At 67.8% G+C, this 14,119-nt stretch carries 14 protein-coding genes; 6 read left to right on the top strand and 8 right to left on the bottom strand.

Going from position 1 to position 14,119, the window contains the following annotated elements:
* Positions 1-64: 64 nt before the first annotated feature.
* The gene (locus J0X25_RS25795; RefSeq protein ID WP_207290405.1) at positions 65-943 is read right to left on the bottom strand and encodes an HVO_0234 family beta-propeller protein; all 879 of its coding nucleotides are present in this window, start codon (positions 941-943) and stop codon (positions 65-67) included.
* 82 nt (positions 944-1,025) lie between these two features.
* On the opposite strand from J0X25_RS25795, the gene glmM reads away from it, so the two are divergent.
* Positions 1,026-2,390, top strand: a complete 1,365-nt coding sequence (glmM, locus tag J0X25_RS25790) for a phosphoglucosamine mutase (protein ID WP_207290404.1) — start codon at positions 1,026-1,028, stop codon at positions 2,388-2,390.
* Positions 2,391-2,766: 376 nt separating this feature from the next.
* On the opposite strand, the gene J0X25_RS25785 is transcribed toward glmM, so the two are convergent.
* Together J0X25_RS25785 and J0X25_RS25780 are read right to left on the bottom strand one after the other, a co-directional pair.
* Positions 2,767-3,276, bottom strand: coding sequence for an HPP family protein (locus J0X25_RS25785; RefSeq protein WP_207290403.1), 510 nt, complete (start codon positions 3,274-3,276; stop codon positions 2,767-2,769).
* 141 nt (positions 3,277-3,417) lie between these two features.
* Positions 3,418-3,828: a universal stress protein gene (locus J0X25_RS25780; RefSeq protein WP_207290402.1), complete on the bottom strand. Its 411-nt coding sequence runs from the start codon at positions 3,826-3,828 to the stop codon at positions 3,418-3,420.
* A gap of 181 nt (positions 3,829-4,009) precedes the next feature.
* On the opposite strand from J0X25_RS25780, the gene J0X25_RS25775 reads away from it, so the two are divergent.
* Positions 4,010-5,074, top strand: coding sequence for a DUF7972 family membrane protein (locus J0X25_RS25775; protein WP_207290401.1), 1,065 nt, complete (start codon positions 4,010-4,012; stop codon positions 5,072-5,074).
* Positions 5,075-5,346: 272 nt separating this feature from the next.
* Entirely contained in the window at positions 5,347-6,900 is a 1,554-nt protein-coding gene (locus tag J0X25_RS25765; protein WP_345778475.1) for a sensor histidine kinase, read from the top strand.
* Positions 6,901-6,978: 78 nt separating this feature from the next.
* On the opposite strand, the gene J0X25_RS25760 is transcribed toward J0X25_RS25765, so the two are convergent.
* Entirely contained in the window at positions 6,979-8,157 is a 1,179-nt protein-coding gene (locus J0X25_RS25760; RefSeq protein ID WP_207290400.1) for a DUF7118 family protein, read from the bottom strand.
* Positions 8,158-8,163: 6 nt separating this feature from the next.
* Complete coding sequence (gene hisI, locus J0X25_RS25755; RefSeq protein ID WP_207290399.1) at positions 8,164-8,535, bottom strand: phosphoribosyl-AMP cyclohydrolase; 372 nt, start codon at positions 8,533-8,535, stop codon at positions 8,164-8,166.
* A gap of 152 nt (positions 8,536-8,687) precedes the next feature.
* On the opposite strand from hisI, the gene J0X25_RS39985 reads away from it, so the two are divergent.
* Positions 8,688-8,819 (top strand): DUF7577 domain-containing protein, encoded by a 132-nt coding sequence (locus J0X25_RS39985; protein WP_425600927.1) that lies wholly within the window; start codon positions 8,688-8,690, stop codon positions 8,817-8,819.
* Between the two features lie 34 nt (positions 8,820-8,853).
* Here J0X25_RS39985 and serA read toward each other — a convergent pair whose 3' ends face one another.
* Complete coding sequence (gene serA, locus J0X25_RS25750; RefSeq protein WP_207290398.1) at positions 8,854-10,440, bottom strand: phosphoglycerate dehydrogenase; 1,587 nt, start codon at positions 10,438-10,440, stop codon at positions 8,854-8,856.
* A gap of 201 nt (positions 10,441-10,641) precedes the next feature.
* Between serA and J0X25_RS25745 the strand changes: the two genes are divergently transcribed.
* Complete coding sequence (locus tag J0X25_RS25745) at positions 10,642-11,424, top strand: MOSC domain-containing protein (RefSeq protein WP_207290397.1); 783 nt, start codon at positions 10,642-10,644, stop codon at positions 11,422-11,424.
* 153 nt (positions 11,425-11,577) lie between these two features.
* Here the strand turns inward: J0X25_RS25745 and J0X25_RS25740 are convergent, their stop codons facing one another.
* Positions 11,578-12,480, bottom strand: coding sequence for a DMT family transporter (locus tag J0X25_RS25740; RefSeq protein WP_207290396.1), 903 nt, complete (start codon positions 12,478-12,480; stop codon positions 11,578-11,580).
* Between the two features lie 117 nt (positions 12,481-12,597).
* A complete protein-coding gene (locus tag J0X25_RS25735; RefSeq protein WP_207290395.1) occupies positions 12,598-13,299 on the bottom strand; it encodes a DUF7978 family protein in 702 nt (233 codons plus the stop codon).
* A 146-nt stretch (positions 13,300-13,445) separates the two neighbouring features.
* Here J0X25_RS25735 and serB point away from each other — a divergent pair, with 146 nt between their 5' ends.
* Positions 13,446-14,096 (top strand): phosphoserine phosphatase SerB, encoded by a 651-nt coding sequence (gene serB, locus J0X25_RS25730; protein WP_207290394.1) that lies wholly within the window; start codon positions 13,446-13,448, stop codon positions 14,094-14,096.
* The last annotated feature ends 23 nt before the right edge of the window (positions 14,097-14,119 follow it).

The following is a 14,119-nucleotide window of genomic DNA, read 5'->3' as shown; positions in this document are numbered from 1 at the left end:
CCGGTGCTCGCGGCCGCCGTGACCGCACGGCTGACGGTGACGTCTCGACTCGCCGCGACCGCTCTCACTCGGCGGCGGGCACCGCGAGTCCGGTCACGTCGCCGACGCCGAGAGTTTGGGAGCGCCACGGGCCGGTCCCGTCGTCCGGCGTGGCCGAGAGGAATCGGCCCCGCTCGGTGACGGCGTAGACCGTGCTGGCGTAGCCGATTCCGACGATGGCAGCGCTCGAGCGGTCGTGCTCGCCCCACCGGTCGCCGTCGGCGTCGTAGGCGTAGACCGTCTCCCCCGACACTGCGTGCGCTCGTCGCAGCCGTCCGCGCTCGCTACGCGGGTCCGCGGCGACCGTCTCGAATCCGCCCTCGAGGGCCTCCATCCAGCCGTTGCCGAGTTTGTAGAGGCCCTCGGCGGTGGCGGCGAGCGGGACGCCGGCCGCGGAGACGTCCCTCACGTCCGTCAGTCCGGCGTGATCGAGGGCGCCGTCGTGGACGCGGTAGACGCCGCCGTCGGTGCCGACGAGGTCGCCGTCGATCGCCCGGACCGTTGCGACGCCGTCGCTTTCCAGCAAGGTCCACTCGCCGTCCGAACTGGCGGCCGACTCGAGGCGAGCGACGTCGCCGTCCGGGCCGGCGGCGATCAGTCCCGACTCGTCAGCGCCGACGGCGACGGCGGGGCCGAATCCGGTGTCGGCGAACGCCGCATCGTCGGTCCCGGCGGCGTCGGGGTCGCGCTCGAGGTCCAGCACGCGGACGTCCTCGTCGGTCGCGATCGCGACGGTCCCCTCGGTCGCCGCGATGTCGCGGGCGTTACAGCGGTCACAGAGGCCGAACTCGCCGACGGCCTCGTCGGCGACCCGGACGCGGACGACGCCGATCGAACTGGCGACGTAGACCTCGAGGGCGCCCTCCCGGTCGCCGTAGACGCGTTTCTCCTCGATCGAATCCATACGTGGAGGGTCGGGACCGCGCGCCGAAAGGGTTCCGTCTGCTCCGGAATCCCTTTGAGGTGTCCGGTCGGACTAGCGACCGATGCAAGTGTTCGGATCGAGCGGGACGCGCGGCGTCGCCAACGAAGAGCTGACGCCCGAATTCGTCCTTCGAGTCGCGAAGGCGGCCGGTACGGCCTGGGGAGTCGACCGGGTGGGGATCGCGCGCGACACGCGGTACACCGGCCGGATGTTGGCCGACGCGGCCGCCAGCGGGCTCGCGAGTACGGGTACGGACGTCGACCGGCTCGGGATCGTTCCCACGCCGGGCGCACAAGCCTACGCCGACCGGGAACGGATCCCCGTCATAGTGATCACGGCCTCGCACAACCCGCCCCAGTACAACGGCGTCAAACTCGTCGGCAGCGACGGGATCGAACTCGCGGTCTCGGACCTCGAGGAGATCGAGCAAGTGCTGCTCGCGGAGGGGTTCGACGTGGCTCCGTGGAACCGGACCGGCCGCGTTCGCGAGGTCGAGGGCGTCAGGGCGACCTACGTCGACGAACTGCTCGCGGCGGCCGAAAGCGAGGCCGTCGCCGACGCCGACCTCACCGTCGCGCTCGATCCGGGCCACGGCGCCGGCGCGCTCACCAGCCCCGAGTTCTTCCGCGAACTGGGCTGTCGCGTCGTCACCGTCAACGGCCAGCCCGACGGCCACTTCCCCGGTCGCGATCCGGAACCCGTCCCCGAGAACCTCGAGGATCTCGGGCAACTGGTCCGGGCCACGGACGCCGACGTCGGGATCGCCCACGACGGCGACGCCGACCGCGCCATCTTCTACGACGAGACCGGCGAGTACGTCGAGGGCGACGCCGCGCTGGCGGCCCTCGCCGCGGCCGAACTCGAGGCCGGCGACACCACCGTCTCGGCGGTCAACGTCTCCCAACGGCTGGTCGACGTGGTAAACGAGGTCGGCGCCGACCTCGAACTCACCCCCATCGGCTCGACGAACATCATCACCCGGATCGAGGAACTCGAGGCCAACGGCCAGCGCGTCCCGATCGCCGGCGAGGGCAACGGGGGGATCTTCTTCCCGGCCTACCGGCTGACCCGGGACGGCGCATTCACCGCCGCGCGGTTCCTCGAACTCGTCGCCCGGCGACCGGTCAGCGAGATCGTCGCCCCTTACGACGACTACGCGAACGTTCGTCACAACATCGAGTACGAGTCGACGGCCGAACGCGACGCGATGTTAGACGCCGCGGCGAACCACGCACACGCCGCCGACGCCGAACTCAACACGCGCGACGGCTACCGGCTGGACCACGGCGACGCGTGGGTGCTCGCCCGCCCCTCCGGCACCGAACCGCTCGTCCGCATCTACGCCGAGGCCCGCAACGCCGACCGCGCCCGCGAACTCGCTGACGAGATGTACGAGACGCTGGCCGAGGCGAAGGCCGAGGCCTGAGTCGGCCGTCCGTCGAGGTCTGATTCGGACGCCCGTCAGTCGTTTTCGAACGCTATTTCGATCGCTCAGATACCGCGCCAGGTACTGAATCGCTATTTCGGAACGGATCAAGCCGTGCGCGGTGGCGCGCGCTGTCGGCCGGCGATAGCGCGCGAGGGATGAGCGAACGAGCTTGCGAGTGAGCGAATCGGCTGGGGAGGGCGTGGCGACTCCCCGTTGCCAGTGTGAGCGGATCGTTCGAATCACCCGTTCTACTCGAGTCAGTCAGATCGCAGTCAGATCCCTCCGAAAACGAGAGTACATTCGACGAGTCGACCGCTCACCCCCGACGACGGTCTCATCACGGCGTTAAGATGCCCGACGAAAATACCGGTTCCTACGATCGAAGTCGCTCGCCGTAGCGCGCGCCGATCCGTTCGGTCGCGAGCAGGAGCTGGTGGGCGACGACGAGCACCACGACGGTGGCGACGATCAGCGCCCCCTCGAGGGGACTCGAGAGCAGGCCGAGAGAGACGATCAGCGTCGTCGCGCAGGCCGGCGGGTGGCGGGTGTCGGTCGCGAGCATCCCGCCCGCGGTCAGCATCGTGGCCGCGACGCCGCTGGCGCCCAGCAGCAGGGCCTCGAGCGAGCCGGGATCGGCCCCGGCCGTGATCGAAGTGGTGACGCCGAGGAGGTGGTAGGCCAGCAGACCGGCGGCGACGCCGATCGCGTGGCCGCCGATCACCCGCCGCGGGGCGGTCGCCTCGCTGTCCTGAAACAGCGCGAGCACGAACGCGGAGGGGCCGAGGCTCGGGAAGAGCAGCGGGAGGCCGGAGAGCCACGCCATCAGGGCCGTCGTCGAGATGAGCAGGCCCGTGTGGAGCGTGGTCCCCGTCCGATCGTCCATGGCGGACGATTCGTGAGACGGGCGAAAAACCCGACGGTTCGACAGTTGTCAACTTCTCGAGTGTCTCGAGCGCTAATTCGGGACGATCGGTCGGTTTCCGAGGGACGGACCGAGAACGTGGAGGGCAGCGGACGGCGGCGATCAGGGAACGATCGTCACCGGCACCGACGCGCGCCGCGTGACCGCCTCCGCGACGCTCCCCAGCAGCATCCGGGAGACGCCGGATCGGCCCTCGCTGCCCATCACGATCCCGTCGACGCCCGCCTCGTCGGCGTACTCGAGGATCGCGTCGGCCGACGTCCCCTCGACGACGACCGTCTCGACGGTCCGGTCGTACTCGGCGGCGATCGACCGCACGTCGGCGAAGAAGTCGGGTTCGGTCGCGTCGGCGTCGTCGGACGTCACCGGCTGGCCGCCGCCGTACCCCGCCTCGAGGTCGTCGATGGCGTGGATCACGGTGATCTCGTCGTCCGGGAAGACGGCGAGCGCGTGCTCGAGCGCCGCTCGCGCCCGTTCGGAGTCGTCCATCGGAACGAGCAGGTGTCTGGTCATACCGGCCCTACGACGGACGGCGCCTTCAGTCGTGGCCTCGAGGACGGGGGCTCGAGGACGGGCCCGAGCCGCCGGTTCGTCTCGCGGCGAGGACGCCACGGAATCGACGCGATCGACGGGAGACGCACTCGGAACCGAAGCTGTGCGCACACTTTTCCGACACACCATTGAGAACAACGGCATGAACGCGGACGAGCCCGGGATCGACGAGGAAGAACGGATCGACGAGGCGGTGAGTCGGAGCGATCTCGTTCACGAGCGGCTTCGCGAGTCGCCGATCAAACGGTGGGTGATGCTCGACGGGAACCGGTACGCGATCGCGGGACTGTTCTCGCTCGTCGTCTTCGCCGCGTGTGCCGCCATCGGCTTCGCGGGGTACATTCCGGTCACCGACCCCGGCACCGCGACGACGCTCGTCGCGGCCATCGTCGGTGGGACCCTCCCCTTCATCACCATCGTGCTCGCGATCAACCAGCTGGTCCTCTCGCAGGAACTGGGCTGGCCGGGCGACCTCTCGGATCGGTTCGAGGCGATGGCGACCTTCCGCCGGGAGATCGAATCCCTGACGGAAACGGCGGTCAGCCCGGCCGCACCCGCAGACTTCCTGCAACTCGTCGTCGACACCGTCGTCGAACGGACCGAGCGGCTGGAGACGGTCGCCGATCGAATGACGGATCCGGACCGCGCCGCCGTCATCAGGGAGTTCGTCGAGGCGGTCGAGACCGAGGGCGAACTCGTCTCCGCCTCGCTCGAGGACTCGGACTTCGGCACCTTCGAGACGCTGTCGGCGGTGCTCGGCCACTTCAACGGGGCGCACTTGTACGCGGCCCGGCAGATCCGGGCCCACTACGCCGACGCGCTCTCGGACGACGACCTCGAGACGCTCGACGCGATCGTCGAGTTGCTCGGCCAGCTCGCGATCGCTCGCCAGACGTTCAAGACGCTGTACATGCAGTACGAACTCGCGCACCTCTCGAAGGTGCTGCTGGTCGTCGGCTTTCCGACGCTGCTCGGCGGCGGAATCTTCCTGATGACGTACTCGATGATCATCGAGGCCGTCGGAACGCCCGCAGTGCTCGTGCTCGTCGTCAGCGGCGTCGTCACCTTCGTCTTCCTCCCGTTTACGGTCTTGCTGGTCTACACGTTCCGGATCGCCTCGATCGCGTCCCGAACGGCCGACTTCGGCCCGTTCGTTCCGCGCGTGGACTTCGAAGACGAAGCGGGCCTCGAGGAGAGCGAGGAGTGACCCGATCGGAAGAGATTCCGCGAGTTGAACGGTTCGTCCGTGGAAATCGAGACGGAAGCGACCGGTTCGATCGTGCTAGTTAATAGCACGACCTCCCCAGCCGATTCGCTCACATCGTCCGCGAATTTCCCGGCGTGTTCGACGAGGGGTGTGAATGTCGCGATATTCAGGGGAAAAATGACCCTCATATCAGGTCTCTATCACTGAGGAAACGGGGCTACCGCGGACGTGGTTCAGCAACCATAACTAATTGGAGTGATTTTCGGTAAGCGATGAAGTCTCTCACTGACGTCTTCTCAGATATCGGCGGGCGGCGCGCCATCTTGGGTCTCGGAAGTGTCTATATCGTACTGAGTGTCGTGTGGCCGTTCGTGAGACGTCCGCGACGGTCACCACTCGAGGAGGAACTGATCGTGTCCATCCTGGTCGGCGGGGCTGGACTCATCCTCTTCTATTGGGGCTATCGCCTGCCGCAGAGCGATATTCGACCCGAATTCTTCGCTACCGTCGCCAGCTGGTGTTTCCGCGCAGTCGGAGTAATGGTCGGTATCCTCGTCTTCATCGGTCTCGTCGCTCATTTGAACGATCCAGCCCACAACTTTCTCATCCTGCCGGCGCTCGCTGCCGTCGCCGGCGTTGGCGCTGGTAGGCACGAAGCGCGAGCCAAAACGCGCACGTATACGCTCGAGCAGCGTAACCAGGAGCTACAGCAGACACAGTCGGAACTCGAAGAAACCGTCACCCGACTCGAAGAATCCGAGCAGCGCTACCGCACGCTCGCGGAGAACTTTCCGAACGGAGCGGTCGGGTTGCTGGACGACGAGCTGCGGTATACACTCGTTGCAGGGCAGGGCTTCGAGAAGGTCGACTTGAGCGCCGCTGATCTTCACGGTGAACGGGTACAGGACATCTACTCGGATGATATCTTACAGGTCATCGAACCGAACTACCGGACGACACTCGACGGAGAGCCGACCAAATTCGAGCAGGAGATTCAGGGACGAACGTTCGAGTTCCGCACACACCCGCTGACCGACGAGGACGGCGACGTCTACGCCATCTTAGCGATGACTCAGGACATCACCGAGCGCAAGCAGTACGAGGCGAAACTCGAACAGTTGGTCGCCGACCTCGAGGAATCGAACGAGCGCCTGGAGCAATTCGCCTACGCCGCCTCGCACGACCTGCAAGAACCGCTGCGGATGGTTTCTACCTACCTCCAGCTCATCGAACGCCGATACGGGGACGAACTCGACGAGGAGGGGGAGGAACTCTTCGAGTACGCCGTGGACGGAGCCGAGCGAATGCGCTCGATGATCGACGGCCTGCTCCAGTATTCCCGAATCGAGACGATGGGCGACGAGTTCGAACCGGTCGATCTCGATGCCGTTTTCGACGACGTATCTGAGGACTTACGGATGAAGATCGAAGATAGCGGGGCCGAGATAACCGTCGATCGGCTTCCTCGTGTTATCGGGGACGAAAACCAGTTGCGCCAGGTGTTCCAGAATCTGTTGTCGAACGCGATCAAATTCAGCGGTGAGGAGCCGCCGCGGATACAGGTCTCCGCCGAACGGAACGGCGAAGAGTGGATCGTCTCTGTCGCCGACCAGGGAATCGGCATCGACCCCGACGATCACGAACAGATATTCGAGGTCTTCGAGGGGTTGCACGGCGGCGAGGACTATGCAGGCACGGGAATCGGCCTCGCAGTTTGTAACCGTATCATCGAACGTCACGATGGGGAGATATGGGTCGAGTCCGAACCTGGTGAAGGATCGACGTTCTCGTTTACGCTCCCAGCAGTGACTGAGTCCGCTCCGTAGCGTCCCGATACTGATCATTCGCGGGACGAACAGCGGGCCGAAGAATGAGTTCGGTAAGACTCGCTGCGTGTTTCGTCTTCAGACCGGATCTTCGACCTCGAGCGCCGCCTCGAGGGCCTCCCGCTCGGTCCGCATGGCCTCGAGTTCGGCGGCGACCCGGCCGTCGGCCAGCCGCTCGCGTTCGTCGGCGGAGAGCTGGGCGACCGCCTGCGCCGCGGTCTGAAGCTGGTCGTACTCGAAGCCGGGATCGGTCGTGAGCCGCCGGATCGACCGCAGCGTCGCGACGACCTCCTCGTCGGCGACGCGGGCGACGAAGGGGCGGAGTTCGCGGATCCGGCGCCGGAGGACTCCCGCTCGCCCCGGCGGCCACGGGATCGTCAGCGGCGCGGCGTCGATTCCGTCGAGGAACGTCTGCTGGGTCGCCACCCGCCGCTTGAGTTCGTCCGCGCTGTCGACGTAGTGCTCGAGTTTCGACCGGGAGTAGTCGGCGTACTCGAGCAGTTCCGGGATGGTGTACTCGCCGGCCGGATCCTCGCGGACGTAGGCGGCCAGATCGTCCGGCGGCTGGGTGTAGTCGACGAAGGGGTACCAGCGACTCCGTTCGAGCAGGTCGAACACCTCGCGCGCGGAGGCCTCGAGACGGTACTCCTCGAACGCCGCCTCGACGGCCTCGTTGTACGCCGCGATGGGCTCGCGGAGGTCCTCGACCGGCGCCTCGAGGTCGGCGTTCCCGAGTTCGAGCAGGCGCTCGTGGTCGGAGATCTCGCGACCGAGTTCCCGGCGGCGCTTGGCGGCGGCCGTCCGCGCCTCGTCGATCGCCTCGCGGGCGGCCTCGCGCTCGTCGAGCAACTCGGCGTACCGTTCGGCGGGCTCGAGGGCCTCGTGAGCCCGTTCGAAGTCCGCCTCGCTGAGTCGGCGCTTGTCGATCGCGTCGAGCGCCTCCTCGAAGGCCTCCCGCCCTTTCAGCTCGTCGTCCAGGCTCTCGACCAGCGAGTCGAACTGGCCCTCGAGTTCGATGTAGGCCTTGAAGTTCTCCCGGCCGGTACCCGTCGCCCGGTCGACGTAGTCCTCGAGCAGCGTCGTCGCGTCCCGGTAGGCCTCGGCGGCCGCCGTGACCGCGTCGCCGCCGTGGTCCTCGATCCGCGCGTCGGCCCGCTCGAAGCGCTCGCGGGCCGCCTCGAGTGTCTCGAGCGGGGTTCGATCGTCGCCGGAACCGGAGCCGGCGTCGGTGCCGGCGCGGTGGGCGCGTTCGCTCATGGGCTGTCAGTCGTCGTATACTGCGTCGGGATCGAACACCCGTTCGCCGACGTTCTCCCCCTCGATCGTCCGGTAAAAACACGACCGATGGCCGGTGTGACAGGCGCCGCCCTCCTGATCGACCAGATAGAGCAGCGTGTCCGCGTCGCAGTCGACTCGGACCTCCTCGACGTCCTGGACGTGGCCGCTGCTCTGGCCCTTCTGCCAGAGTTCCTCGCGGCTCCGGGAGTAGTAGTGGGCCACCCCCGTTTCGCGCGTGCGCTCGAGGGCCTCCGGGGAGACGTACGCGAGCATGAGCACCTCGCCGGTCTCCGCGTCCTGTGCCACGCCGGGGACGAGGCCGTCCTCGCCGAAGTCGACCGCAACGTCGTCGTCCATGGCTAGCGGGTTGGTTGGGACGCCGATATGTCTTTTGCCGCGGCGTCGACGTCGGGAAGCCGGCCCAGTGTCCGCCGGTCGGCGAGACGGCGATCCCGGCCTTGCAAACGTCAGCGCGGCGGCTATCCGCCTCGAGGCCGGAGCCGTCGGTGATGAGTTCTCGGAGCCGAACCGACAAGCCAGTCACCTGCCGAGTGTGCGACACGAAAAACGACCACTTCTACACGTACTGCCGAAACTGCCTGCAGACGCTTCCCTCGAGACCGGACTCGAGACGACCGTGAAGGGGTCGACACCGTACGTGGCCGAACGACCCGATCAGGCCTGGCCGTTCAGCGTGATGTAGTTGAGGCCGATGATGCGCTCGTCGGCCTCGAGTTCCTCGCGGGCGGCGTCGGGAATCTCGCTGTCGACGTTGTAGACGGTCAGGGCCTCGCCGCCGATGGTCTCGCGGGCGTTGAACATGCCGGCGATGTTGACGCCGTGCTGGCCCATGACGCTCCCGATGAGGCCGATGACGCCGGGTTCGTCGGTGTTGCGCGTGACGACCATCTTGCCGTGGGGGATGGCGTCGACGCGGTAGCCGTCGACGCGGACGATCCGCGGGTCGTCGCCGGCGAAGAGGGTGCCGTCGACGGAGACCTCGTCGTCGTCGTTGCTGACGGTCACGGAGATCAGGCTCTGGAAGTCCTCGGCCTGTCGAGTCTTGGACTCCGTGACGTCGACGCCACGGTCCTCGGCGATCTGGGGCGCGTTGACGGCGTTGACCTGCCACTCGAGGGGTTCGAAGACGCCCTTCAGGGCGCTGGCGGTGACGAACTCGACGTCCTCGTCGGCGATGTCGCCCTCGTAGACGACCTCGACGTCCTCGATGCGACCCTCGAGCAGCTGGGCCGCGATCTTGCCGGCGGTCTCGGCGATGTCGATGTAGGGCTCGAGGCGCGGGAACGCGCTCTCGTCGATCGACGGCGCGTTCAGGGCGTTCGCGACCGGTTCCCCGGCGAGCGCGGCGCTGACCTGACTGGCCGTCGAGGTGGCGACGTTCTCCTGTGCGGCCTCCGTCGAGGCGCCCAGATGGGGCGTGACGATGATGTCGTCGTGCTCGAGCAGCGGCGAGTCCGGCGACAGCGGTTCCTCGGCGAAGACGTCCAGCGCGGCGCCGGCGAGGGTGCCGTCCTCGACTTTCGCCGCGAGCGCGTCCTCCTGGACGATGCCGCCGCGGCCGACGTTGACGAGGTAGCCGCCCTCGAGGAGGTCGAGTTCCTCGGCGCCGATCATCCCCTCGGTCTCGGGGGTCAGCGGCGTGTGGATCGTCAGGAAGTCCGCGCGCTCGAGGCAGGGTTCGAACTCGACGAGTTCGGCGCCGATGCGCTCGGCGCGCTCCTCGGAGATGTAGGGGTCGAAGGCGACGATGTCCATCCCCAGCGAGTCGAGTTTCTTGGCGACCTCCTGGCCGACCCGTCCGAGGCCGATGACGCCCAGCGTCTTGCCGTCGAGTTCGGCGCCGAGGTAGTCACTCTTGGCCCACTCGCCGTTCTTCAGGCGGATGTGTGCCTGCGGGATCGAGCGGGCGGCCGCGAAGGTCATCGCGACGGTGTGTTCGGCCGCCGCGCGGACGTTGCCCTCTGGAGCGTTAGCGACGATGACGCCCTCGTCGGTGGCGGCCTCGATGTCGATGTTGTCGACGCCGATACCGGCGCGGCCGACGATAACCAGTTCCTCGGCGGCCTCGAGCACCTCGGCCGTGACCTCCGTCCCGGAGCGGACGATCAGCCCGTGGGCGTCCGATACCGCCTCGAGGAGGGCCTCCCCCTCGAGGTCGTAGCCTGTCTCGACGTCGTGGCCGGCGTCTCGGAGCACGTCCAGACCCGCGTCGGCGATCGGGTCCGTGACCAGTACGTTCATGCGCGAGACAATCGGGCGCATCGGGTAAACGCTTCCGTTGTCGACGGGGCTGGCAAAAATTGTCCACAGTGGCCGTGATCGCCGCGTTCGGACGGCGGTCGGCCACGCGATTTCCCGCGAATCGCGAGCGCCCGTCGGGCGCTCGTCGCCGATGACGTTCGAACGAACACCTATATGTGACCCTCGAGGCACAGTTCACCAATGGCAGGACTCGAGCGACTCAGGGTCTACCCAGTCAAGGGACTCGACGGCATCGACCGCGAGGCGGCCGCCGTCCTCGAGGGCGGCACCCTCGCGCGCGACCGGGAGTTCGCCCTGTTTGACGACGAGGGAGAAGTGCTCAACGGGAATCGAACCGACCGCGTTCACGACCTGCGGACCGATTTCGACCCGGAAACCGGCGAACTCGAGATCACGGCACCGGACGGCGAGGTCGTTCGCTTCGACCTCGAGACCGAGGCGGATCGCGGCCGCGCCGAGGGCTGGTTCGGCGACTTCTTCGACGCGGACCTGACGCTCGAGCGCGACCGGGAACTCGGATACGTTGATCGCCGCGAGATGGGGCCGTCGGTGATCAGCACCGCGACGCTCGAGACGGTCGCGGACTGGTTCGACGACGAGGGCATGACCGTCGACGGCGCCCGTCGGCGCCTGCGGGCGAACGTCGAGATCGGCGGCGTCGAGCCGTTCTGGGTGGACCGATTCGTCGGCGCGGACGCACCGACGTTCGAGGTCGGCGGCGTCCGCTTCGAGGGCGTCACCCCCTGCGGTCGCTGCGTCGTTCCCCAGCGCGACCCCGAGACGGGCGAGCCGATCCCCGAGTTCCGGCAGCGATTTATCGAGAAGCGCCGAGAGACGTTTCCGGACTGGGTCGACGAGGAGGCGTTCGACCACTACTACACGGTGATGCTCATCGCTCGAGTGCCGGAATCGGACCGCGGGGCGACGCTTCGCGTCGGAGACCCGGTCGACGTCGTCGACTAACCCCGGCGTTCGGCTGCGCCTCGAGCCGCCATCGAGGCCGCGACGACGAGAAGCAGTCCCCCGGCGAGCACCACGAGCGATCGTCCCCACATCGTCCCGTTCACGTTACGATGAATTACCCTTAAACCTACTCATCAGGAACTCGATCGGCGCTCAGACGGTGATCAGCACCGCTCCGACGACGATCAGCGCCGCGCCCGCGACGACGCCCTTCGTCACCCGCTCGACGTCCCGCAGGAGGACGGCGGCGAAGAGGAGGGTGAAGAACGGCGCGGTCGCCACCAGCGGGTCGACGAGGGCGATCCGACCGCCCTCGAGACCGAGCGCGGCCATCAACGAGAGCATCGCGACCGTGGTCAGGAGGCCGCTGCCGGCGAAGTACCGGTAGGAGGCCCGCGGTCGCTCGAACACGTCGCGGCCGCCGGTCGCGACGACGTAGGCGACCAGCGCGACCAGTCCCGCGGTCTCGTTGAGCGCCACCGCCTCGAGCGCGGAGAGCGGCGTCTCGAGCATGCCGTACCGACGCGTGACGTTCGCGACGGCGAAGGTCGCGGCGGCGGCGATCGGCCACCACAGCTCCCGGGGCTCCCAGCCGCTCAGGTCGCCGCCCCTCGAAACGGTCAACAGGGCGAGGCCGGCCACGAGAACGACGATGCCGACGCCGGTCACCGGCCCCAGCGGTTCGCCGAGCCAGACGAGCGCGATCAGGGTCGCGAACAGCGGTCGGGTGCTGAGAATCGCGCTGTTGAGGCTCGCTCCCACCTTGTCGACGCCGACGAAGATCGTGATCCGCCCCAGCGCCGTGCCGACGATCCCCGCGACGGCGAACACCGCGACGGTCTCGAGAGTCAATCCCGAGAACGCCGCGCGGCCGTAGAGCACGGCGATGGCGAGCCAGTACAGCGAGGAGTCGACGACCACCACCACCAGCGACGCCTGCACGGAGCCGCCGCCGGCGGCCATGCCCCGCTTGTCGAAAATCGGCGTGAACCCCCAGAGGATCGCCGGCAGGAGGGCGAGCGCGAGGACCTCGAGGCCCGTGCTCGAGGCCGTCATCGAGTCGCCTCACCCGGGCGCGTCCGATCGCTCATCGACGAATCTGGGAGGAGACGGCTGGTCAACGTTACGAAGGCGGTTCGATTCCCCGGCTCCCGGCGCGGCGGGTCGACGAGGTCAGTCGGCGTCGCTGGCCAGGTCGAGCGGCGCCGCCTCGAGGATACGCGGCAGAGCGGCGATGGCGGCCCCGATGCCGACGAACACGAGCGCGGTCCTGGTGATCGACACCGCCGTCCCGACGTCGGTCGCGACGGCGAGCGTCTCCACGTCGTCGCCCTCGGGCGTCCACTCGGTGGTCCCCGCGACGACGAGGGCCAGGGCGACGTAGCTCGCGACGAGCGAACCGACGGCGAGCCCGATCTCCCGACGAGTCTCGAGGCGGACGTGACGCACGAGGAGGTAGCCCGCGGCGAGCAGAACGGCGGCCGGAATCAGCGCCGTGACGTGAGAGACGAGACGCGACGTGAGTCTGATAGAGATTCCGGATTCGATGGGGTCGCCGCCCACTTCGAGCGTCGCGCCGTGGTTCGCCAGGCCGATCAGTCTCGTCATCACCCACCGACCCGGTTCCGCTTCCCCGCTGCTGAAGTACCCCGCCGCGTCCATCGACGCGACCAGTTGATAGAGTACCGCCAACACGGTCGCGAACGCCGTCGCGCCCGCACCGAACCCGGCGAGGACGGCCGGAATCGGACCGACCGATCGGGCTCGTTCGTCCGCACCGCCGTCAGCCCCGTCGTCGCTCTCGCTCTCGCCGCTCGAGTTCACCTCCTCGAGTCGAGGCCCCTTCTCGTACTCGAAACGTCGGTCCGAAGACATGTATCCGACGGTGAACGCGAACCGGGAATACGTTTCGGTCAGTCCGGGTTCGGAACCAACCGGTCGGTCCGGGCGACGGGGACCTGCGCGACCCGTCCGACGCGAAACCTGAACTGGTTTATCCGGGGCCGCACAATCGCCGAGCGATGACAGTCGTCGCTTTCGACTTCGACGGGACGCTTTCCGACTCCGAGATGACCGTGTTGCTGGGCGACCGCCGCGGGGTCGCCGACGAGATGGCCGAGATCACCGAGCGCTCGATGAACGACGAAATCGACTACGCCGAGAGCCTCCGCAAGCGCGCGGCCCTGCTCGAGGGGCTCCCGGAAGACGACGCTACGGCCGCCTTCGACGAGGTCGAACTCCGCGAGGGGGCGGCCGACCTCATCGCCGAGTTGAACGACGCCGGCATCACGACCGCCATCCTCACCGGCGGCTTCGAACGCGGCGTCGCGGCCGCCCTCGAGCGCGAGGACGTCTCCGTCGACCACATCGTCTCGAACCGGTTGCCCGTGCGCGGTGGAGAACTCACCGGCGCCGTCGAGGGACCGCTCATCGAGGGCACCAAGGACGACGCGCTCGAGGACCTCGCCGACGAGGTGGGCGTCGACCTCGCGGACACCGTCGCGGTCGGCGACGGCGCGAACGACCTCCCGATGCTGGAGGTCGCCGGCCTCTCGATCGGGTTCGAGCCGAAACCGGCCGTCGAACCCCACTGCGAGGTCGTCGTGACCTCGATGGCCGAAGCCCGCGAGGTGCTGCTCGAGGAGGGCGTGCTTCCCGAGAGCGGTCGGTAACGACGCCTTTCCGTCCGGTCACC

Source organism: Haloterrigena alkaliphila (assembly GCF_017352155.2).
GTDB classification, from domain to species: domain Archaea; phylum Halobacteriota; class Halobacteria; order Halobacteriales; family Natrialbaceae; genus Haloterrigena; species Haloterrigena alkaliphila.
The sequence above is the reverse complement of the archived record's forward strand: the minus strand, read 5'-3'. Positions and strand labels throughout refer to the sequence as shown.

Bases quoted from the DNA above. Each gene is read 5' to 3' on its own strand.
- J0X25_RS25785 (WP_207290403.1), bottom strand. From the start codon at position 3,276: ATGGACGATCGGACGGGGACCACGCTCCACACGGGCCTGCTCATCTCG.
- J0X25_RS25780 (WP_207290402.1), bottom strand. From the start codon at position 3,828: ATGACCAGACACCTGCTCGTTCCGATGGACGACTCCGAACGGGCGCGA.
- J0X25_RS25795 (WP_207290405.1), bottom strand. From the start codon at position 943: ATGGATTCGATCGAGGAGAAACGCGTCTACGGCGACCGGGAGGGCGCC.
- hisI (WP_207290399.1), bottom strand. From the start codon at position 8,535: ATGGACGACGACGTTGCGGTCGACTTCGGCGAGGACGGCCTCGTCCCC.
- J0X25_RS39985 (WP_425600927.1), top strand. From the start codon at position 8,688: ATGAGTTCTCGGAGCCGAACCGACAAGCCAGTCACCTGCCGAGTGTGC.
- J0X25_RS25745 (WP_207290397.1), top strand. From the start codon at position 10,642: ATGGCAGGACTCGAGCGACTCAGGGTCTACCCAGTCAAGGGACTCGAC.
- serA (WP_207290398.1), bottom strand. From the start codon at position 10,440: ATGAACGTACTGGTCACGGACCCGATCGCCGACGCGGGTCTGGACGTG.
- J0X25_RS25735 (WP_207290395.1), bottom strand. From the start codon at position 13,299: ATGTCTTCGGACCGACGTTTCGAGTACGAGAAGGGGCCTCGACTCGAG.
- J0X25_RS25775 (WP_207290401.1), top strand. From the start codon at position 4,010: ATGAACGCGGACGAGCCCGGGATCGACGAGGAAGAACGGATCGACGAG.
- serB (WP_207290394.1), top strand. From the start codon at position 13,446: ATGACAGTCGTCGCTTTCGACTTCGACGGGACGCTTTCCGACTCCGAG.
- J0X25_RS25765 (WP_345778475.1), top strand. From the start codon at position 5,347: ATGAAGTCTCTCACTGACGTCTTCTCAGATATCGGCGGGCGGCGCGCC.
- J0X25_RS25740 (WP_207290396.1), bottom strand. From the start codon at position 12,480: ATGACGGCCTCGAGCACGGGCCTCGAGGTCCTCGCGCTCGCCCTCCTG.
- J0X25_RS25760 (WP_207290400.1), bottom strand. From the start codon at position 8,157: ATGAGCGAACGCGCCCACCGCGCCGGCACCGACGCCGGCTCCGGTTCC.
- glmM (WP_207290404.1), top strand. From the start codon at position 1,026: ATGCAAGTGTTCGGATCGAGCGGGACGCGCGGCGTCGCCAACGAAGAG.